The following is a 14229-nucleotide window of genomic DNA, read 5'->3' on the forward strand; positions in this document are numbered from 1 at the left end:
CGTTACTTGGAGCTTGCCAGCAGCCGCTGCACGATGGCCTCGACGTCGCGCGCCGCGTCGCAGGCGGGCGAGCGGGTCAACAGCGGGGTCTGGTTGCGGATGGCGTCGCGCACCTTCAGGTCGCGGCGGATGATGCCCGCCAGCGCCGGCTTGTATTTCAGGAAGTTCTGGCAGGCCTTCAGGATGGTGCCGTAGGTCCGCTCGCCGTCCTTCACGCTCTGCGCCATGTTCACCACGATCCGCAGGTCGGCCGACGGGTTGGTGGCGTGGGTCAGCTTGATGAAGGCATAGGCGTCGGTCAGCGAGGTCGGCTCGTCCGTCGTCACCACCAGGGTGGTGCCGGCCGGGCCGGACAGCGTGCGCACCGTGCGGTCGACGCCGGCGCCCATGTCCATCACCACGCGGTCATAGCTCCTGGCGAGTTCCAGCAGGTCGTTGCGCAGGCCGGACAGGCGCTGGCTCGGCAGCTGCGCCAGCGTGCCCGACCCCGACCGGCCGGCGATGATGTCGAAGCCGGTGTCGGGGAAGCGCTGCGCCGCCTTGGCCAGCGTCACCTCGCCGTTGATGACGGCGCCCAAATCGTTCTTCGGCGAAAAGCCCAGCTGGATGTCGACGTTGGCGAGGCCGAGGTCGCCGTCGAACAGCAGGGTGTTCATTCCCGCCTTGGTCAGGGCGTGGCTGAGCGTGATGGAGAACCACGTCTTGCCGACGCCGCCCTTCCCGCTGGCCACGGCGATGACGTTGGCGCCGCGCAGCGGGCGAACGTTCTTGAGGGCGGCCGGGAACACCGGATCGGTCATGGCAGGGTCCTCGACGAGGGGGAACTGGCGGCTTTTGCCTTGGTTGCGGACTTGGCGGTTGCGGGTTTCGTAGGCTTGGCGGCGGCGGCCCTGCGTGCCGGCGGCGGTGCCGGGGCGAGTTCCGGCTCATCCTCCTCCGGCTCATAGCCCCGTCCGAAGCTCGGCTTGCGCTCCGGCGTCGGGTCAGGCCCATGATCCGGCTGCCCGTCGTCCTCCTCGTCCCAATCCGCGGGGCGGGCGGTGCGGCGCGGCGCCGTCTCCTTGGCGGCGGGCGCCTTTTCCTCGGCCGGGATCATCATACGGGCGAGCGCCAGCGGATTCAGCGCGGTCAGCCCCTCCGCCACCTTGGACGACACGCTGGCGTCGCAGAAGGACAGCCGGGCGCGGGCGGCGATCGCCAGCAGGCTGCCCAGCCGGCGGGCCATGTCCAGCCGGGTGACCAGCATGCGCCGCACGCCGACCGCCTTGAAGGCCAGCGCCATGTCGGCGGCCTCCAGCGCGTCCAGCCCGGCGGGCAGGACCAGCACCGGCTCCACCTCCCCGGCGGACAGCATGGCGCGCAGGTCTTGCATGTCCTCGGCGTCGAACGGGTTGCGGCCGGCGGTGTCGACCAGCACGAGGTCGGTCTTGCGGTGGACCTCGAAGGCGCCGGCCAGCGCGTCGGGGTCCTCCACCGTCGCCAGCTTCAGCTTCATCAGCCGGGTGAAGGCGGCCAGCTGGTCCACCCCGCCCGCGCGCACCGTGTCGGTGGTGATGACGCCGACCGACCGCTTCTTGAAGACGGCGCGGGCCGCCAGCTTGGCCGCGACCAGCGTCTTGCCCGATCCCGGCGGCCCGACCAGCGCCAGCGGCTTCACCGGCGTGCGCCCGTCCGGCAGCGGATTGAAGGTGAAGTAGGAGTCGAGAGCGGAGCCGAGCGCCAGGCGCGGATCCTCGGTATCGAGGCCGGATGCGGCGTCGATCAGCTGTTCGGCCAGGCTGGCGGGGACGCCGTGGCGCTGCAGGGCATCGGCCACCATTTCGCCCACGTCGATCTCGGGTTCGACCGGCTGGGGCGGCGCCTTGGCCCGGCCGCCGCGCGCGCCGCCGGAAGCCGGGGCGGCCGGCAGGTCGTCCTCCTCCACCGCCGCCGTGACGCGCACGCCGCCGCCTTCCTCCTCGCGCGTGGCGACGATGATGGCGTCGTCGCCCAGCGACTGGCGCACCATCCGCATGGCGTCGGACATGGTCTTGGCGTGGAAGGACTTCAGCCGCATCGGCGGTGCCTTCCGTCAGGCAAGGGGAGAGAAGGGCGCGCACCATCAGATCTGCCCCAGGGTCTTGATGCGGGCCTTCGGGTGGATCTCGTTCTGGGACATGACCACGGTAGCCGGCCGGAACCGCTCGACGATGGAGCGGACGAACGGCCGGATCAGCGGGCTGGTCAACAGAACGGGGCTCTCGCCCATCATGGCATGTCGCTCGAAGGTTTGACGGACGGAGGTGATGAACTGCTGCAGGCGGGACGGGGCCATCGTCAGCTGCCGGTCGTCGCCGTCGCCCACCAGAGACTCGGCGAACGCCTGCTCCCATTCGGGCGACAGGGTGACGAGCGGGATGAAGCCCATCTCGTTCGTGTTCGCGTCGCAGATCTGCCGGGCAAGGCGGGACCGCACATGCTCGGTGATCTGGGTGATGCTGCGGGTCTGGCTGGTCGCTTCGGATACCCCTTCCAATATGGTGGGAAGATCCCGGATCGAAACGCGTTCGGCAAGGAGATTCTGCAACACCCGTTGCAATCCGCCCACAGTGATCTGATTCGGCACCACATCGGCGATCAGCTTCTGGTGTTCCTTGTCGGTCTCGTCCAGCAGCTTCTGCGTCTCGGTGAAGGACAGCAGCTCCTGCATGTTGTCCTTGATCAGCTCGGTCAGGTGGGTGGTGACCACGGTCGAGGGGTCGACCACGGTGTAGCCCTTGAACAGCGCCTCCTCCCGGTATCCCGGCTCGATCCAGATGGCGGGCAGGCCGAAGGTCGGCTCCACCGTCTGTTCGCCGGGCAGGCTCATGGCGTCGCCGCGCGGGTCCATGACCAGCAGCATGTTGGGCCGGATGTCGCCGCGCCCGGCCTCGATCTCCTTCACGCGGATGATGTAGGTGTTGGGCGGAAGCTGCAGGTTGTCCTGGATGCGCACCGCCGGCATGACGAAGCCGACCTCGCCGGCGATCTGCCGGCGCAGCCCCTTGATCTGGTCGGTCAGCCGGTGGCTGCCCGCCTGCGGCTGGTTGATGAGCGACAGCAGGCCGTAGCCCAGTTCCAGCCGGATCAGGTCGATGGCGAGCGCGGTGGCGATCGGCTCGTCCGGTGCCGGTCCGGCTCCGGGCATGCCGCCCGGCGCCCCGCCGGCTGCCGCCGCCTCCTCCGCCGCCGCGGCCTCTTCCGCCTCCTTCTTGGCGCGCAGGCGCGGCATGTACCAGGCGGCGGCGCCCACGGCGGCGATGACCGGGGCCAGCGTCAGGATCGGCATGCCCGGCATCAGGGCCAGAATGCCGATGGCGCCGGCCGACAGGGCCAGGGCCTGGCTGTGGCCGGTCAGCTGCCCCACCACCGCCTTGTCGGTCGAGCCGCCCATGCCGGCCTTCGACACCAGGAAGCCGGCGGAGATTGAGATGACCAGCGCCGGGATCTGCGAGACGAGGCCGTCACCGATGGTCAGCTTGGTGAAGGTGTCCAGCGCCTGCATCACCGGCATATCGTGGCGCAGCACCGCGATGGTGACGCCGCCGATGATGTTGATGAACATGATCATCAGGCCGGCGACCGCGTCGCCCTTCACGAACTTCGACGCACCGTCCATGGAGCCGAAGAAGGCGCTCTCGTCCTCCAACTCCTTGCGGCGGGCGCGCGCGGTGGCCTCGTCGATCATGCCGGCCGACAGGTCGGCGTCGATGGCCATCTGCTTGCCGGGCATGGCGTCGAGGGTGAAGCGCGCCGCCACTTCGGCGATGCGGCCCGAACCGGCGGTGATGACCTTGAAGTTCACGATGGTCAGGATGGCGTAGATGATCACGCCGATGACGAAATCGCCGCCCATGACGAGGTTGGCGAAGGCCTCGATGACATGGCCGGCGGCCGACGTTCCCTCGTGCCCCTGCGTCAGGATCAGGCGCGTGGAGGCCATGTTCAGGGACAGGCGCAGCAGCGTGGTGATCAGCAGGATCGTCGGATAGGACGACAGCTCCAGCGGCTTTTCGATGAACAGCACCACCATCAGGATCAGGATGGAGATGGTGATGTTCAGTCCCAGCATCATGTCGAGCATGACGCTGGGCAGCGGCATGATCAGCCCGACCACGACGATCAGGATGCCGATTGCCATCGCCACGTCGCCGCGCTTCAGCGACGCCTTGGCGACCGTCCACATCTCGCCGAAGGCGGCCATGTTGCCGGGACCGCCGCCCCGGCCGCCACCGCCCCCGCCACCATTCTGCTCCGTCAGCGCCATGTGTGCTCCCGCCGCTCAGGCCTTGACCGGACCCGCCGTCAGGCGGTCGCCCGTTCGTCGTTGCCCGGGGCGGGCACGCTTCGGCCTTCGTCGCCGTACTGCTTAAGCTTGTTGCGCAGCGTCCGGATCGAAATGCCTAGGATGTTGGCGGCATGGGTGCGGTTGCCCAGGCAGTGGGTCAGCGTTTCCAGGATAAGGTCGCGCTCCACGTCGGCCACCGTCCGGCCGATCAGCGCCGCCAGACCGGCGCCGGTGCCGCCGGCATTCGCCGCGGCGGCGGCGCCGCTGTTGGCGGCCATGCCGTAGGGGCCGGCCTTGCCGCCCTTCGGCGGGCCGTAGCTGGTCGGCAGGGCGCCCGGCGGCGGAACCACCAGGGGCGGGGCGGAGACGGGCAGTTGAGGCGCCTGCGGCTGGGCAGCCGGCACCGTGCCGCCGGGGCCGGCGAAGGGGTTGGCAACCGGCGAGTCGGCGGGGATGGAGGCCTGGGCGCTGCCTTCCGGCGCCAGCATCTTGCTGGTCAGCATGATGGCCTCGGGACCCACCTCCTCCCCGCGCGACAGCAGGACGGCGCGGTGCATGGTGTTTTCCAGCTCGCGCACGTTGCCGCGCCAGTGGTGGGACTTCAGCATCAGCAGGGCGTCCTCGGTCAGGCGCTTGTCGCCCAGCCCGTTGGCCTCCGCGTATTTCTTCAGGAAATGCTCGGCGATCAGCGGGATGTCGGCCGGGCGTTCGCGCAAGGACGGGATCGCCACGCTGAACACGTTCAGGCGGAAATACAGATCCTCGCGGAAATTGCCGGAGCGGACCTCCGCCTCCAGGTTGCGGTTGGAGGTGGCGATCAGGCGGACATTGACCTTCACCGGCTGGCTGGAGCCGATGCGGTCGATCTCCTTCTCCTGGATGGCGCGCAGCAGCTTGGCCTGCAGGCGCGGATGCATCTCCGACAGCTCGTCCAGCAGCAGGGTGCCGTTGTTGGCCTCCTCGAACTTGCCCAGGCGGCGGGCAACGGCGCCGGTGAAGGCGCCCTTCTCATGCCCGAACAGCTCCGATTCCAGCAGGTTCTCCGGGATGGCGGCGCAGTTCACCGCGACGAAGGGCTCGTTGGCCCGCCGGCTCTTGCGGTGGATGAAGCGGGCCATCAGCTCCTTGCCGGTGCCGCTCTCGCCGGTGATCATCACCGATGCGTCGCTGGGCGCCACCTGTTCGGCCAGCCGCAGCGTGGCCAGCATGGCCGGGTCGCTGCAGACGATCGAATGGCTTTCCTCGGCCACCGCCTCCAGCACCGCGGCGATCAGCTCGGCGTTGGGGGGCAGCGGCAGATATTCCTTGGCACCGGCGCGGATGGCACGGACGGCGGCGGCCGCATCGGTGCCGATGCCGCAGGCGACCACCGGGATGGTGATCCGCTCCGACTTCAGGCTGTCGATGAAGGTCGCGATGTCCAGCTTGACGTCGATCATCACCAGATCGGCACCCGCGGCGGCCCGCAAGGCGGTCAGCGCCCCTTCGATGCTGTCGGTGTGCGACACCTTGGCCCCGCGCTTCATGGCGATCTTGCCGGCGGCGGTGATGTAGCCTTCCAACGTTCCAACGATCAGCAGACGCATAGCCTTACGCTCCCACTCTCGGGGCTTCCCGGTCGAAATACTGGATCCGCTTTCCAGGCGGCAGGACGGCGTTCAGGAGCATCTCCAGACGCCGCGGATTCTCCTGGCGCGCGATGGACACGGCGCCGATGGTGTAGAGGGTCTTGACCAGCGCGTCCTCCTCCGCCGACCGCTCCACCTTGGCGGCGAGCGGGGAGAGGACGACGTTGCCGAGCACGGCCCCGTAGAAGGTCGTCAGCAGCGCCAGCGCCATCGCCGGCCCGATGGCCGACGGGTCGCTCAGGCTGCCCAGCATCTGGACGAGGCCGACCAGCGTGCCGATCAGCCCCATGGCGGGGGCCACTTCCGACGCGCGGCGCAGTACGCCCGCACTCTTGCCCAGGGCGCCGGCCGTCGCCTCGACCTCGCCGGTCAGCATCCGCTCGATTGTGTCGGGCGGATGGCCTTCGGTGATGAGGGTCACGCTGCGGTGCAGGAAGGGCTCGCCGCGCAGTTCCGGCAGGACGTTGCGCAGGGTCTCCGGCCCGGCCCGGCGGGCGGCCTCGGCCAGCAGGATCACCTGCCGCGCCACGCCCTTGGGGTCCAGCGTCTGGTGGACCAGCACCGCCGCCGCACTGCGCCACGCCACCGCCACGTCACCCAGCGAGAAGGAGGCGGTGGTGACCGCCAGCGTCCCGCCCAGCACGATCAGCAGCGACGGCGGGTCGAGGAAGGCGCGCGCCGAACCGCCGGTGGTGATGGCCAGCAGGATCACCCCGGCCGCCGCGGCGAGCCCGACCAGGGTCGCCACGTCCAGCCCGCCGCGCAGCCGCACGCCCCGCCCGGGAGCGGCGGCTGCGGCGGCGGGGGCCGCCGGCTGCGGCTGGGCCGCCTTGGCGCGGGATGCGGCGCTGTCGGACGAAATCGCCATCAGCCCCGGTCCGACTTGATGATTTCCGTCATGGTCACGCCCAGCCGGTCCTCCACCACCACCACCTCGCCGCGGGCGACCAGGCGGTTGTTGACGTAGATGTCGATGGCCTCGCCGACCTTGCGGTCCAGCTCCACCACGGCGCCGCGGCCCAGCTTCAGCAGCTGCGCCACCTGCATGGTCGACTTGCCCAGAACCGCGGAGATCTGGACGGGGATGTCGTACACCGCCTCCAGATCCTTGGCGATCCCGGGGCTGGCATACTCGTCGCCATCGCCACCGTGCAGGTCGTTCAGCGAGAAATTGTCGCTCGGCATGTCGGTCTCGGACCTCCTTCAATCCGGTCACCCCTTAGACGGGGGCCGGAGCCTCCAGCATGTGCGCGGCACGGCGTTCGATTTCGGCCAGCAATTGGGCGGTGTCCCGCTCCATGCCGCCTTCGGCCCATTCGATGCGGCAGCCACCCGGCGCGATCGACGGGTCGCCGATCACCATCAGTTTGGCGCCGAATCCGCTCGCCCCGACCGTCCGGTCCAGATGGTCGCGCACCAGCCCCATCGTATCCTCCGCCACCCGGATGACGAGCCGCGGCTCGTCGATCAGGTCGGTCAGGCAGTTGCGGACCATCGCCTCCACCTCGGCCATCCCGCCGCGCCGCGCCCATTCGGGCAGCAGCTTGCGGACGATGGCCAGGGCCAGATGGACCGGCTGTTCGGTGCGCGCGGCGCTGCCCGCCTCGTGCTCCGCCAGCAGGCGGGACACCCCGTCGGCGATCTGGGAGAGCGCGCCGGCGATGCGGTTGTTCACCGTCGCCTCGACCTCCGCCTTGCCGCGCTCGTACCCTGTGTTCTGACCGGCGGCCATGCCGTCGGTGAAGCCCTTGCCGTATCCGGCGGCCGTCCCTTCCGACTTGCCGGCGGCCAGACCCTCCTCGTAACCCTGGGCGCGGGCGGCGGCCAGCTCCTCTTCGCCGAAGGTCGGCGCGGGCGGCAACTCCGGTTCCGGCTCCGGTTCCGGCGGCAGGGCGAATTCGTCCTCCGGTAGCAGATCGTCATCCTCCACATGGGTCATGCGGGGCACGGCGTCCACATCGAAGGACTCGTCGAAGAGGAATTTGCGCACGCTCATCGCCGCGGCCCTCCCTCGAAAGACGGTATGGAAACGGAGGCCGGCATGGCTCAGCTCTCCTGGTACAGCCAGTTGCGCAGGATCGACACCGCCTCTTCCGGATGCTTGTCGACGATCTCGCCGACCTTGCGCAGGGAGGACGCGCGGACGCGGCCTTCCACCCGGTTGATGTCGATCATCTGCTCCAGTTCCTCGTCGGCCTGCGCGGCCTCCAGCGCCAGATCCTGGGCCAGCGCGCCGGTGGGGGCGGCGAGTGCCGCCGGCATGCCGGCCTGGTCCGTCAGCAGGCGGTCCATCTCGTCCTCCTCCTGCATCTCGGCCTTCTCGAAGGCGCGGGAGATCAGCGGGCGGATGACCAGCAGGATGATGAGGACGGCGACGATGCCCAGGACCACCATCTCCGCGATGCGGAACAGGTCGTCCTTGGTCATGCCCATGAACAGCTCTTCCGGCTTCTGGACGTCGTCCTCGGGCGACCAGAAGCGCATGTTGACCACCTCCAGCGTGTCGCCGCGCACGGCGTCCAGCCCGACGGCGGACCGCACCAGCGCCTTGATGCTCTCGACCTCCTGCTCGCTGCGCGGCTGGTAGGCCGGCGGAGCGTCCTTGGAGAGCTGGTAGGTGCCGTCCACCAGCACGGCGACCGACAGGCGGCGGACGGTGCCGGCCTCGCGCACATGCGATTTGGTGGTCTTGGTGATCTCGTAGTTGATCGTCTCTTCGTTGCGGTTCGACTTGTTCGACGACAGCGGGCTGGCGCTGCTGCTGGCCTGGGAGGTCGGCAGGTTCTGGTCCACCGTGACCGGAGCCAGCGGGTCGCGGTCGCTGCTCTCGTTCGACTCGTTCACCGTCTGGGTGGAGCGGACGACCTGGCTTTCCGGATCGAAAATCTCCGACTGGGTGGTGATGCGGTCGAAATCGAGGTCGGCCGACACCTCCGCCCGGACCTTGCCGTAGCCCAGCGTCCGGCCCAGCAGATCCTCGATGGTGCGGGCGAGCCGGCCCTCATAGGCCTGCTTCTTCTCCTCCGCCGACGCCATCATCGCCTCGGCGGTGTCGCTGCCGGTGCCGCGGGCGAGCAGCTTGCCCTTGTCGTCGACGATGGAGATGCGGTTGGGGTCCAGGTTGGGGACCGAGGCGGCGATCAGCTGCTGGATCGCCTGGATGTTCTCGCGGCTCAACTGGGCGCCGGGGCGCAGCTTCAGGAAGACGCTGGCGGTCGCCGGGTTCTGCTGGCGAGCGAACAGCTCGCGCTTGGGCAGCACCAGATGGACGCGGGCCTGCTGGACGCCGTTCAGCGTCTGCACCGTGCGCGCCATCTCGCCTTCCAGCGCGCGCAGGTGGTTGATGTTCTGCATGAAGCTGGTGGCGCCGAAGCCTTCGCCCTTGTCGAACAGCTCATAGCCGACCGAACCGCCGGACGGCAGGCCCTGGGCCGCCATGCGCATGCGCATCGGCCCGACCTGATCGGCCGGGACCATGATCTTCGTGCCCGTCTTGTCGACGGTGAAGGGGACCTTGGCCTCCTCCAGCTTCTTGGCGATGGCCGCCGCCTCCGTCTGCTGGAGTTCGGCGTAGAGCAACTCCATCTCCGGTGTGGACAGGCGGGTCGTCAGGTAGACGAAGAATCCGATCAGCAACAGCCCGACGCCGCCGATCGCCGCGAGGCGGGCGGGCCCGAGATTGCGCAAGGTCTGCAGCAGGTTGTTCACGCGCGGTCCCCGATCGGAAGTCTCCCCGGCTTGCGTCTCGCATCGGCCGTTTCGCTGATGCGAGACGGTTTTTGCAAGTTCCGCGCCGGGCTTGCCTACGTTGGGGCATGCTGCGTCGTCTTGATGAAGAGAGGGTTAATCAGCGGCAGTTTTTGCCGGGCGCCCGGCAAAATATGCCTAGTACCCCGCAAATGTTGCAGCCCTGCGACGGTAACCTTCCGCAACCATGGGTCACAATGCCGCAGCGGATTTCCGGCTTGAGCGGAGCGGGCGGCTCGGCGCGACCGTGGGTAGGGAAATACCGTCCCTTGCGCGAAAAGAGTGCAGCCGTGTTCCTGCGCCGGCGATTCCCGCGAAACAGGCTCTGTCCAAAAGAGGTAGACGGCCGAGCGGCGGTTGACATCGGGGGGTGCCGGTCATAGCTGAGTTGCATTCCATGCCCGCAACCGGCCGATCGTCCTGCCCGCCGACGTCTTTCCAGTATCGACGCCGCCTGCGACGCTTTCCGGTTCGAAGGGCCAACCGGTGTCCCGGTGGGCGTCGACACCGTTCGGCGGCCGGGGCCTGTACAGGATCGAAGGGGGAGAGCCATGAAACGGCGTGGCCGCGAGAAGAAGGAAGGCCTGAACGAGGTCGATGTGTTCGTCGGTCAACGCCTGCGGGAACTGCGCATGCTGGCCGGCCTCAGCCAGAGCGACGTCGCCTCGGCACTCGGCCTGACATTCCAGCAGTTGCAGAAATACGAGCGCGGCTTCAACCGCGTGTCCTCCAGCCGCCTGTTCAAGCTGGGGCAGTTCTTCCGCGTGCCCGTGTCCGTCTTCTTCGAAGGGCTGGAGAACCGCCAGCCGGCCACGGAGGGCGGCGAGATTCCGGCGGCGGGCGGCGGCGAGGAGCAGGAGAACACCCTGCAATCGCGCGAGGCGCTGATGCTGGCCCGCTATTTCCAGAGCATTCGCGACCCGCAGATCCGCGCCGCCATCCGCGAACTGGCGGAGCGTTGCGCCGAGCAGCAGACCGACGGCGGCGGGGCGGATGCGGCACCGGCGGTCAAGCGCGGCCGCGGCCGAAGGGCGGAGCAGGGCGGCCACGCCTGATCCCGTTCCGCGGCCTGCGCGGGCCTGACGGCCTCAGGCGGGCCGCAGGCGGCGGTAATGCTCCAGGAAATCGGCCAGCGCCTCCTCGGGGCCGAGCGGCACGATGGCGGCCTCGTCCGGGGCCGGCAGGTCGCGCCAGTTGACGCGGTGCGGTGCGCAGAGGTCGCGCAGCTCCGTGGCGAGCGCCCGCTGGTCGGCAAGCTTGACCGCCTTCGGCTCCGGGTGGCGGAAGCCGAAGCGCAGGGCGAGCGCGCTCTTGATCGGCTCCACCGCCTGCCGGATGGCGTCGCGGCCGATCCGCACCTTCCACGGCGTCGGCCAGTCGCCGGTGAAGGCTTCCTCGCAATCATGCATCAGCGCGTCATAGGCATAGCCCTCCGGCGCCAGCCGGCTCGCCAGCACGCAATGCTGGGCCACGCTGAAGAAGCGTTGGGTGTTGCCGACGAAGCGGCACTGGTAGGCCAGCGGGCGGGCGATGTCCTCGATGTCGAAGGGGCCGAAGTCCGGCCGTTCCAGGTCCACCGTACGGCCCGAATAGGTGATCATGACCGCGGTCGGCTCGGGCACGTCGAGCAGGTCGAACTGGTCGGGATGGGTGATGCGGGGCGAACCGCTGCGCCGCTTCGGCGTGGCTTTCTTCATTTCCTAATCTCTAGCAGATCGGCCGCCCGCCGCTCAACCGCCCGTCCGTACGCCCCTCAGTCGTCGCTGCCCGCCGGTTCGCGCACGAGGCCGCTGGTGGCGGTGACGGTGGTCTCCAGCAGGGGGAGCAGGGCCGCCACCTTGTCGGTGTCGGCCGGATTGTCGTTGATGGCGCGGGCGATGGCGGCCATGCGCGGCGCGCCGAAATTCGCGGCCAGCCCGGACAGGGTGTGGGCGGCCTGCCTCAGCTCCTTCGGGCGTCCGGCCTGCAGGGCGGAGCGGATGGCGGTCAGTTCGCGCAGTGCCGTCTCCGGCAGGAGGTTGAGCATGCCGTCCAGCGCCTCGCCGCCCAGCGCCAGCCGCAGCTCCGCCAGCTTCACCCGGTCGAGCAGCGGCAAGGCCATGAAATGGCCGCCTTCCAGGGCCGGCCGGCCGGGGATCGGCACCACGCGCCCCTCCTCCGGCCGGGTCGCCAGATCCACCAGCACGGCATTCAGCTGTTCCCAGTCGATGGGCTTGGTCAGGTAGGCGTCGAGCCCGGCGGCCATGTGGCCGTCGCGATGTTCGGGCAGCGCGTCGGCGGACAGGCCGACGATGGGAATGCGCGCCGCCGCCCCGTCCATCCGCCGGATCGCCCGCGCGGTCGACCGCCCGTCCAGAACCGGCATCTCCATGTCCAGGATCAGCACGTCGTAGTCGGCCGCCTTCACCGCATCCAGAACCGCGCGCCCGTCGTTGACGGCGTCGATGCGGTGGCCCATGCGGGTCATCATGGCGGTGATCAGCATGCGGTTGATGTCGTTGTCCTCGGCCAGCAGAAGCCGCAGCGCGACCGGGCTCTGCGGCGGCTCGTCCGTCGCCGCCGACGTCAGGCCGCGGGTGCCCAGCTCGCCCACCGGCGGTGCTTCCGCCGTGCGCGTCATGATCGAGAATCGGAAGGCGGAGCCGCGGCCGGGCGCGCTGGTGACGGTGATCTCCCCGCCCATCGCCTCCACCAGCCGCTTGCAGATCGCCAGCCCCAGCCCGGTGCCGCCATATTTCCGGCTGGTCGAGGCGTCGGCCTGGACGAAGGCGTCGAACAGCCGCCCGCGCTGCTCCATCGTCATGCCGATGCCGCTGTCCTGCACCTCGAACCGCAGGGTGACCGGCAGGGAGTCCGGGATTGTGCCGCTTCCATCCGTGTCCATGGCGGGGGAGGGTCGGGCGACCACACCGCGATCTCGATAGCGCCGCGTTCGGTGAACTTGATGGCGTTGGACACCAGGTTGAACAGCACCTGCCGCAGCCGGGTCGGGTCGCCGCGGATGTGGCGCGGCGTGTCGTCGGCGATGGAGGCGGACAGGTTCAGCCCCTTCGCCGCGGCGCGCACCAGGAAAAGCTGGACCACGTCGTCGACCAGCCTGGGCAGGGAGAAGTCGATCTCCTCCAGCATCAGCTGCCCGGCCTCGATCTTCGAGAAGTCGAGCACGTCGTTCAGGATGGTCATCAGCGTGTCCGCCGACGACCGCAAGGTCCGCACGAAGGATTTCTGCTGGTCCGACAGGCCGGTTCCCATCAGAAGGTCGCCCATGCCGATCACCGCGGTCATCGGCGTGCGCAGCTCGTGGCTCATCATCGCCAGGAAGCGCGACTTGGCGCGGCTGGCATTCTCCGCCGCCATCTGGGCTGCCTCCGCCTCCTCCCGCGCCCGGTCCAAATTCTCGGCCAGGGCGAAGGTCTCCGCCGCCAGCCGGGTCAGTTGGTCCTCCGCGGTGCGCAGCTCCTGTTCCGACCGGCGGCTGCGGGTGACGTCGGCGCAGGACGCGGCGATCCAGCGCGTCCGCCCCCGGACCCTTCTCCCGGTTGCTCCCCCGGCCCCGGCACCGGCCGCAGGGTCAGCGCGTTCCAGAAGGCGCTGCCGTCCTTGCGGTAGTTCAGCACCTCCACCGACAGCGGGCGCGCCTCCGCCAGGGCGGCGCGGATTTGGGCGGCGGTCTCCGGATCGGTGTCCGGCCCCTGCAGGAACGAGCCGTCCCGGCCGATCACCTCCTCCGCCGCATATCCGACCATCTCCAGGAAGGCGCGGTTGCAGTAGACGATCGGCTGGCCGGGAAGCGTCGCGTCGTTCACCACGATGCCGGCGCCGCTGGCCTCCACCACGGCGGCGAACATCGCCGCGTCGGGCGAAGCGCCGAAGGGCGGGGCGGGGGCGGCGGGCGGTGGGGTCACGGGGCGGGCGGTCCTTCTCCGGGTCGGGTTGCAAGGATAAGGTGTCGCGCAGCCGAATGCCATTGCCCGTCGGCAGGATTTGCGCGGTCGGCACCCTTTAACGCAATTTCGTTAACGACTGAGCAACGGTGCATTACAAAAACTGTGACGAACAGCGACCGGCGTGATCGCCGGACGCAAACGGGCCAAGCGGAGAGCGTCATGGTGGTGGAGGCAGGCGGCGGCACCCGGAAGATCCGGACGATCCACGATCTGGGTGTGCTGCTGGTCGAGGACGACGATTTCACCCGCAAGCTGATCTCGCGCCTGCTGCACGACATCAAGGTGCGGGCGGTGTTCGAGGCGGCGGACGGGATCCAGGCCCTGGACATCCTGCGCAAGAACGGCGGGGACGTCGATGCGGCGATCTGCGACCTGGAAATGCCGCGCATGGGCGGGCTGGACCTGCTGCACGCGCTGCGCACCGCCACCGGCAACCCGCTGGCCGACCTGCCGGTCCTGGTCCTCACCGGCCACCGCGAGGCGGACGTGGTGAAGCGCGCCATCGCCTACGGCATCTCCGGCTACCTGGTGAAGCCGGTGTCGAAGGCGGACCTGACCAAGCGGCTGAGCTTCGCCATCCAGAAGAAGCAATAGGCTGTTC

At 69.3% G+C, this 14229-nt stretch carries 14 protein-coding genes; 2 read left to right on the forward strand and 12 right to left on the reverse strand.

The genetic code is table 11. The features are described from left to right. Positions 1–2 precede the first annotated feature (2 nt). From AB8P05_RS17750 to fliF, 8 genes are read right to left on the reverse strand one after another with little or no spacing between them, the layout of a single operon-like run. Positions 3–800 (reverse strand): MinD/ParA family protein, encoded by a 798-nt coding sequence (locus tag AB8P05_RS17750; RefSeq protein WP_472759592.1) that lies wholly within the window; start codon positions 798–800, stop codon positions 3–5. Beyond that, positions 797–2056, reverse strand: coding sequence for a flagellar biosynthesis protein FlhF (locus AB8P05_RS17755; protein WP_472759593.1), 1260 nt, complete (start codon positions 2054–2056; stop codon positions 797–799). Before AB8P05_RS17755 ends, AB8P05_RS17750 begins: the two co-directional genes overlap by 4 nt. A gap of 45 nt (positions 2057–2101) precedes the next feature. Continuing rightward, positions 2102–4285 (reverse strand): flagellar biosynthesis protein FlhA, encoded by a 2184-nt coding sequence (gene flhA, locus AB8P05_RS17760; protein WP_472759594.1) that lies wholly within the window; start codon positions 4283–4285, stop codon positions 2102–2104. A gap of 38 nt (positions 4286–4323) precedes the next feature. After that, complete coding sequence (locus AB8P05_RS17765) at positions 4324–5892, reverse strand: sigma-54-dependent transcriptional regulator (protein WP_472759595.1); 1569 nt, start codon at positions 5890–5892, stop codon at positions 4324–4326. A 4-nt stretch (positions 5893–5896) separates the two neighbouring features. Next, a complete protein-coding gene (locus AB8P05_RS17770) occupies positions 5897–6802 on the reverse strand; it encodes a motility protein A (RefSeq protein ID WP_455173751.1) in 906 nt (301 codons plus the stop codon). Continuing rightward, the gene (gene fliN, locus AB8P05_RS17775) at positions 6802–7119 is read right to left on the reverse strand and encodes a flagellar motor switch protein FliN (RefSeq protein ID WP_472759596.1); all 318 of its coding nucleotides are present in this window, start codon (positions 7117–7119) and stop codon (positions 6802–6804) included. Before fliN ends, AB8P05_RS17770 begins: the two co-directional genes overlap by 1 nt. Positions 7120–7153: 34 nt before the next feature. Further along, the gene (locus AB8P05_RS17780; protein ID WP_472759597.1) at positions 7154–7930 is read right to left on the reverse strand and encodes a FliH/SctL family protein; all 777 of its coding nucleotides are present in this window, start codon (positions 7928–7930) and stop codon (positions 7154–7156) included. A 50-nt stretch (positions 7931–7980) separates the two neighbouring features. Then, on the reverse strand, positions 7981–9642 hold the full coding sequence (fliF, locus tag AB8P05_RS17785) for a flagellar basal-body MS-ring/collar protein FliF (RefSeq protein WP_472759598.1): 1662 nt from the start codon (positions 9640–9642) through the stop codon (positions 7981–7983). Between the two features lie 590 nt (positions 9643–10232). Here fliF and AB8P05_RS17790 point away from each other — a divergent pair. Then, entirely contained in the window at positions 10233–10736 is a 504-nt protein-coding gene (locus tag AB8P05_RS17790) for a helix-turn-helix domain-containing protein (RefSeq protein WP_472759599.1), read from the forward strand. Positions 10737–10769: 33 nt separating this feature from the next. Here the strand turns inward: AB8P05_RS17790 and AB8P05_RS17795 are convergent, their stop codons facing one another. From AB8P05_RS17795 to AB8P05_RS17810, 4 genes are all read right to left on the reverse strand, one after another. Further along, positions 10770–11378 carry a transcriptional regulator gene (locus tag AB8P05_RS17795; protein ID WP_472759600.1) on the reverse strand — a complete coding sequence of 203 codons (609 nt, stop codon included), beginning with the start codon at positions 11376–11378 and terminating at the stop codon, positions 10770–10772. A 56-nt stretch (positions 11379–11434) separates the two neighbouring features. Further along, complete coding sequence (locus AB8P05_RS17800; protein WP_472759601.1) at positions 11435–12565, reverse strand: ATP-binding protein; 1131 nt, start codon at positions 12563–12565, stop codon at positions 11435–11437. Next, positions 12481–13038: a histidine kinase dimerization/phospho-acceptor domain-containing protein gene (locus tag AB8P05_RS17805; protein WP_472759602.1), complete on the reverse strand. Its 558-nt coding sequence runs from the start codon at positions 13036–13038 to the stop codon at positions 12481–12483. Before AB8P05_RS17805 ends, AB8P05_RS17800 begins: the two co-directional genes overlap by 85 nt. Positions 13039–13112: 74 nt before the next feature. Beyond that, entirely contained in the window at positions 13113–13586 is a 474-nt protein-coding gene (locus AB8P05_RS17810; protein ID WP_472759603.1) for a PAS domain-containing protein, read from the reverse strand. Positions 13587–13787: 201 nt separating this feature from the next. Here AB8P05_RS17810 and AB8P05_RS17815 point away from each other — a divergent pair, with 201 nt between their 5' ends. After that, positions 13788–14222, forward strand: coding sequence for a response regulator (locus AB8P05_RS17815; RefSeq protein WP_455173758.1), 435 nt, complete (start codon positions 13788–13790; stop codon positions 14220–14222). Positions 14223–14229 lie beyond the last annotated feature (7 nt).

This window comes from Azospirillum sp. VT-I1 (genome assembly GCF_055698305.1).

Excerpts from the sequence above, each read along its gene's own strand:
- AB8P05_RS17815 (WP_455173758.1), top strand. The coding sequence starts at position 13,788 with ATGGTGGTGGAGGCAGGCGGCGGCACCCGGAAGATCCGGACGATCCAC.
- AB8P05_RS17800 (WP_472759601.1), bottom strand. The coding sequence starts at position 12,565 with ATGGACACGGATGGAAGCGGCACAATCCCGGACTCCCTGCCGGTCACC.
- AB8P05_RS17795 (WP_472759600.1), bottom strand. The coding sequence starts at position 11,378 with ATGAAGAAAGCCACGCCGAAGCGGCGCAGCGGTTCGCCCCGCATCACC.
- AB8P05_RS17805 (WP_472759602.1), bottom strand. The coding sequence starts at position 13,038 with ATGGCGGCGGAGAATGCCAGCCGCGCCAAGTCGCGCTTCCTGGCGATG.
- AB8P05_RS17790 (WP_472759599.1), top strand. The coding sequence starts at position 10,233 with ATGAAACGGCGTGGCCGCGAGAAGAAGGAAGGCCTGAACGAGGTCGAT.
- AB8P05_RS17770 (WP_455173751.1), bottom strand. The coding sequence starts at position 6,802 with ATGGCGATTTCGTCCGACAGCGCCGCATCCCGCGCCAAGGCGGCCCAG.
- AB8P05_RS17765 (WP_472759595.1), bottom strand. The coding sequence starts at position 5,892 with ATGCGTCTGCTGATCGTTGGAACGTTGGAAGGCTACATCACCGCCGCC.
- flhA (WP_472759594.1), bottom strand. The coding sequence starts at position 4,285 with ATGGCGCTGACGGAGCAGAATGGTGGCGGGGGCGGTGGCGGCCGGGGC.
- AB8P05_RS17780 (WP_472759597.1), bottom strand. The coding sequence starts at position 7,930 with ATGAGCGTGCGCAAATTCCTCTTCGACGAGTCCTTCGATGTGGACGCC.
- AB8P05_RS17750 (WP_472759592.1), bottom strand. The coding sequence starts at position 800 with ATGACCGATCCGGTGTTCCCGGCCGCCCTCAAGAACGTTCGCCCGCTG.
- AB8P05_RS17755 (WP_472759593.1), bottom strand. The coding sequence starts at position 2,056 with ATGCGGCTGAAGTCCTTCCACGCCAAGACCATGTCCGACGCCATGCGG.
- fliN (WP_472759596.1), bottom strand. The coding sequence starts at position 7,119 with ATGCCGAGCGACAATTTCTCGCTGAACGACCTGCACGGTGGCGATGGC.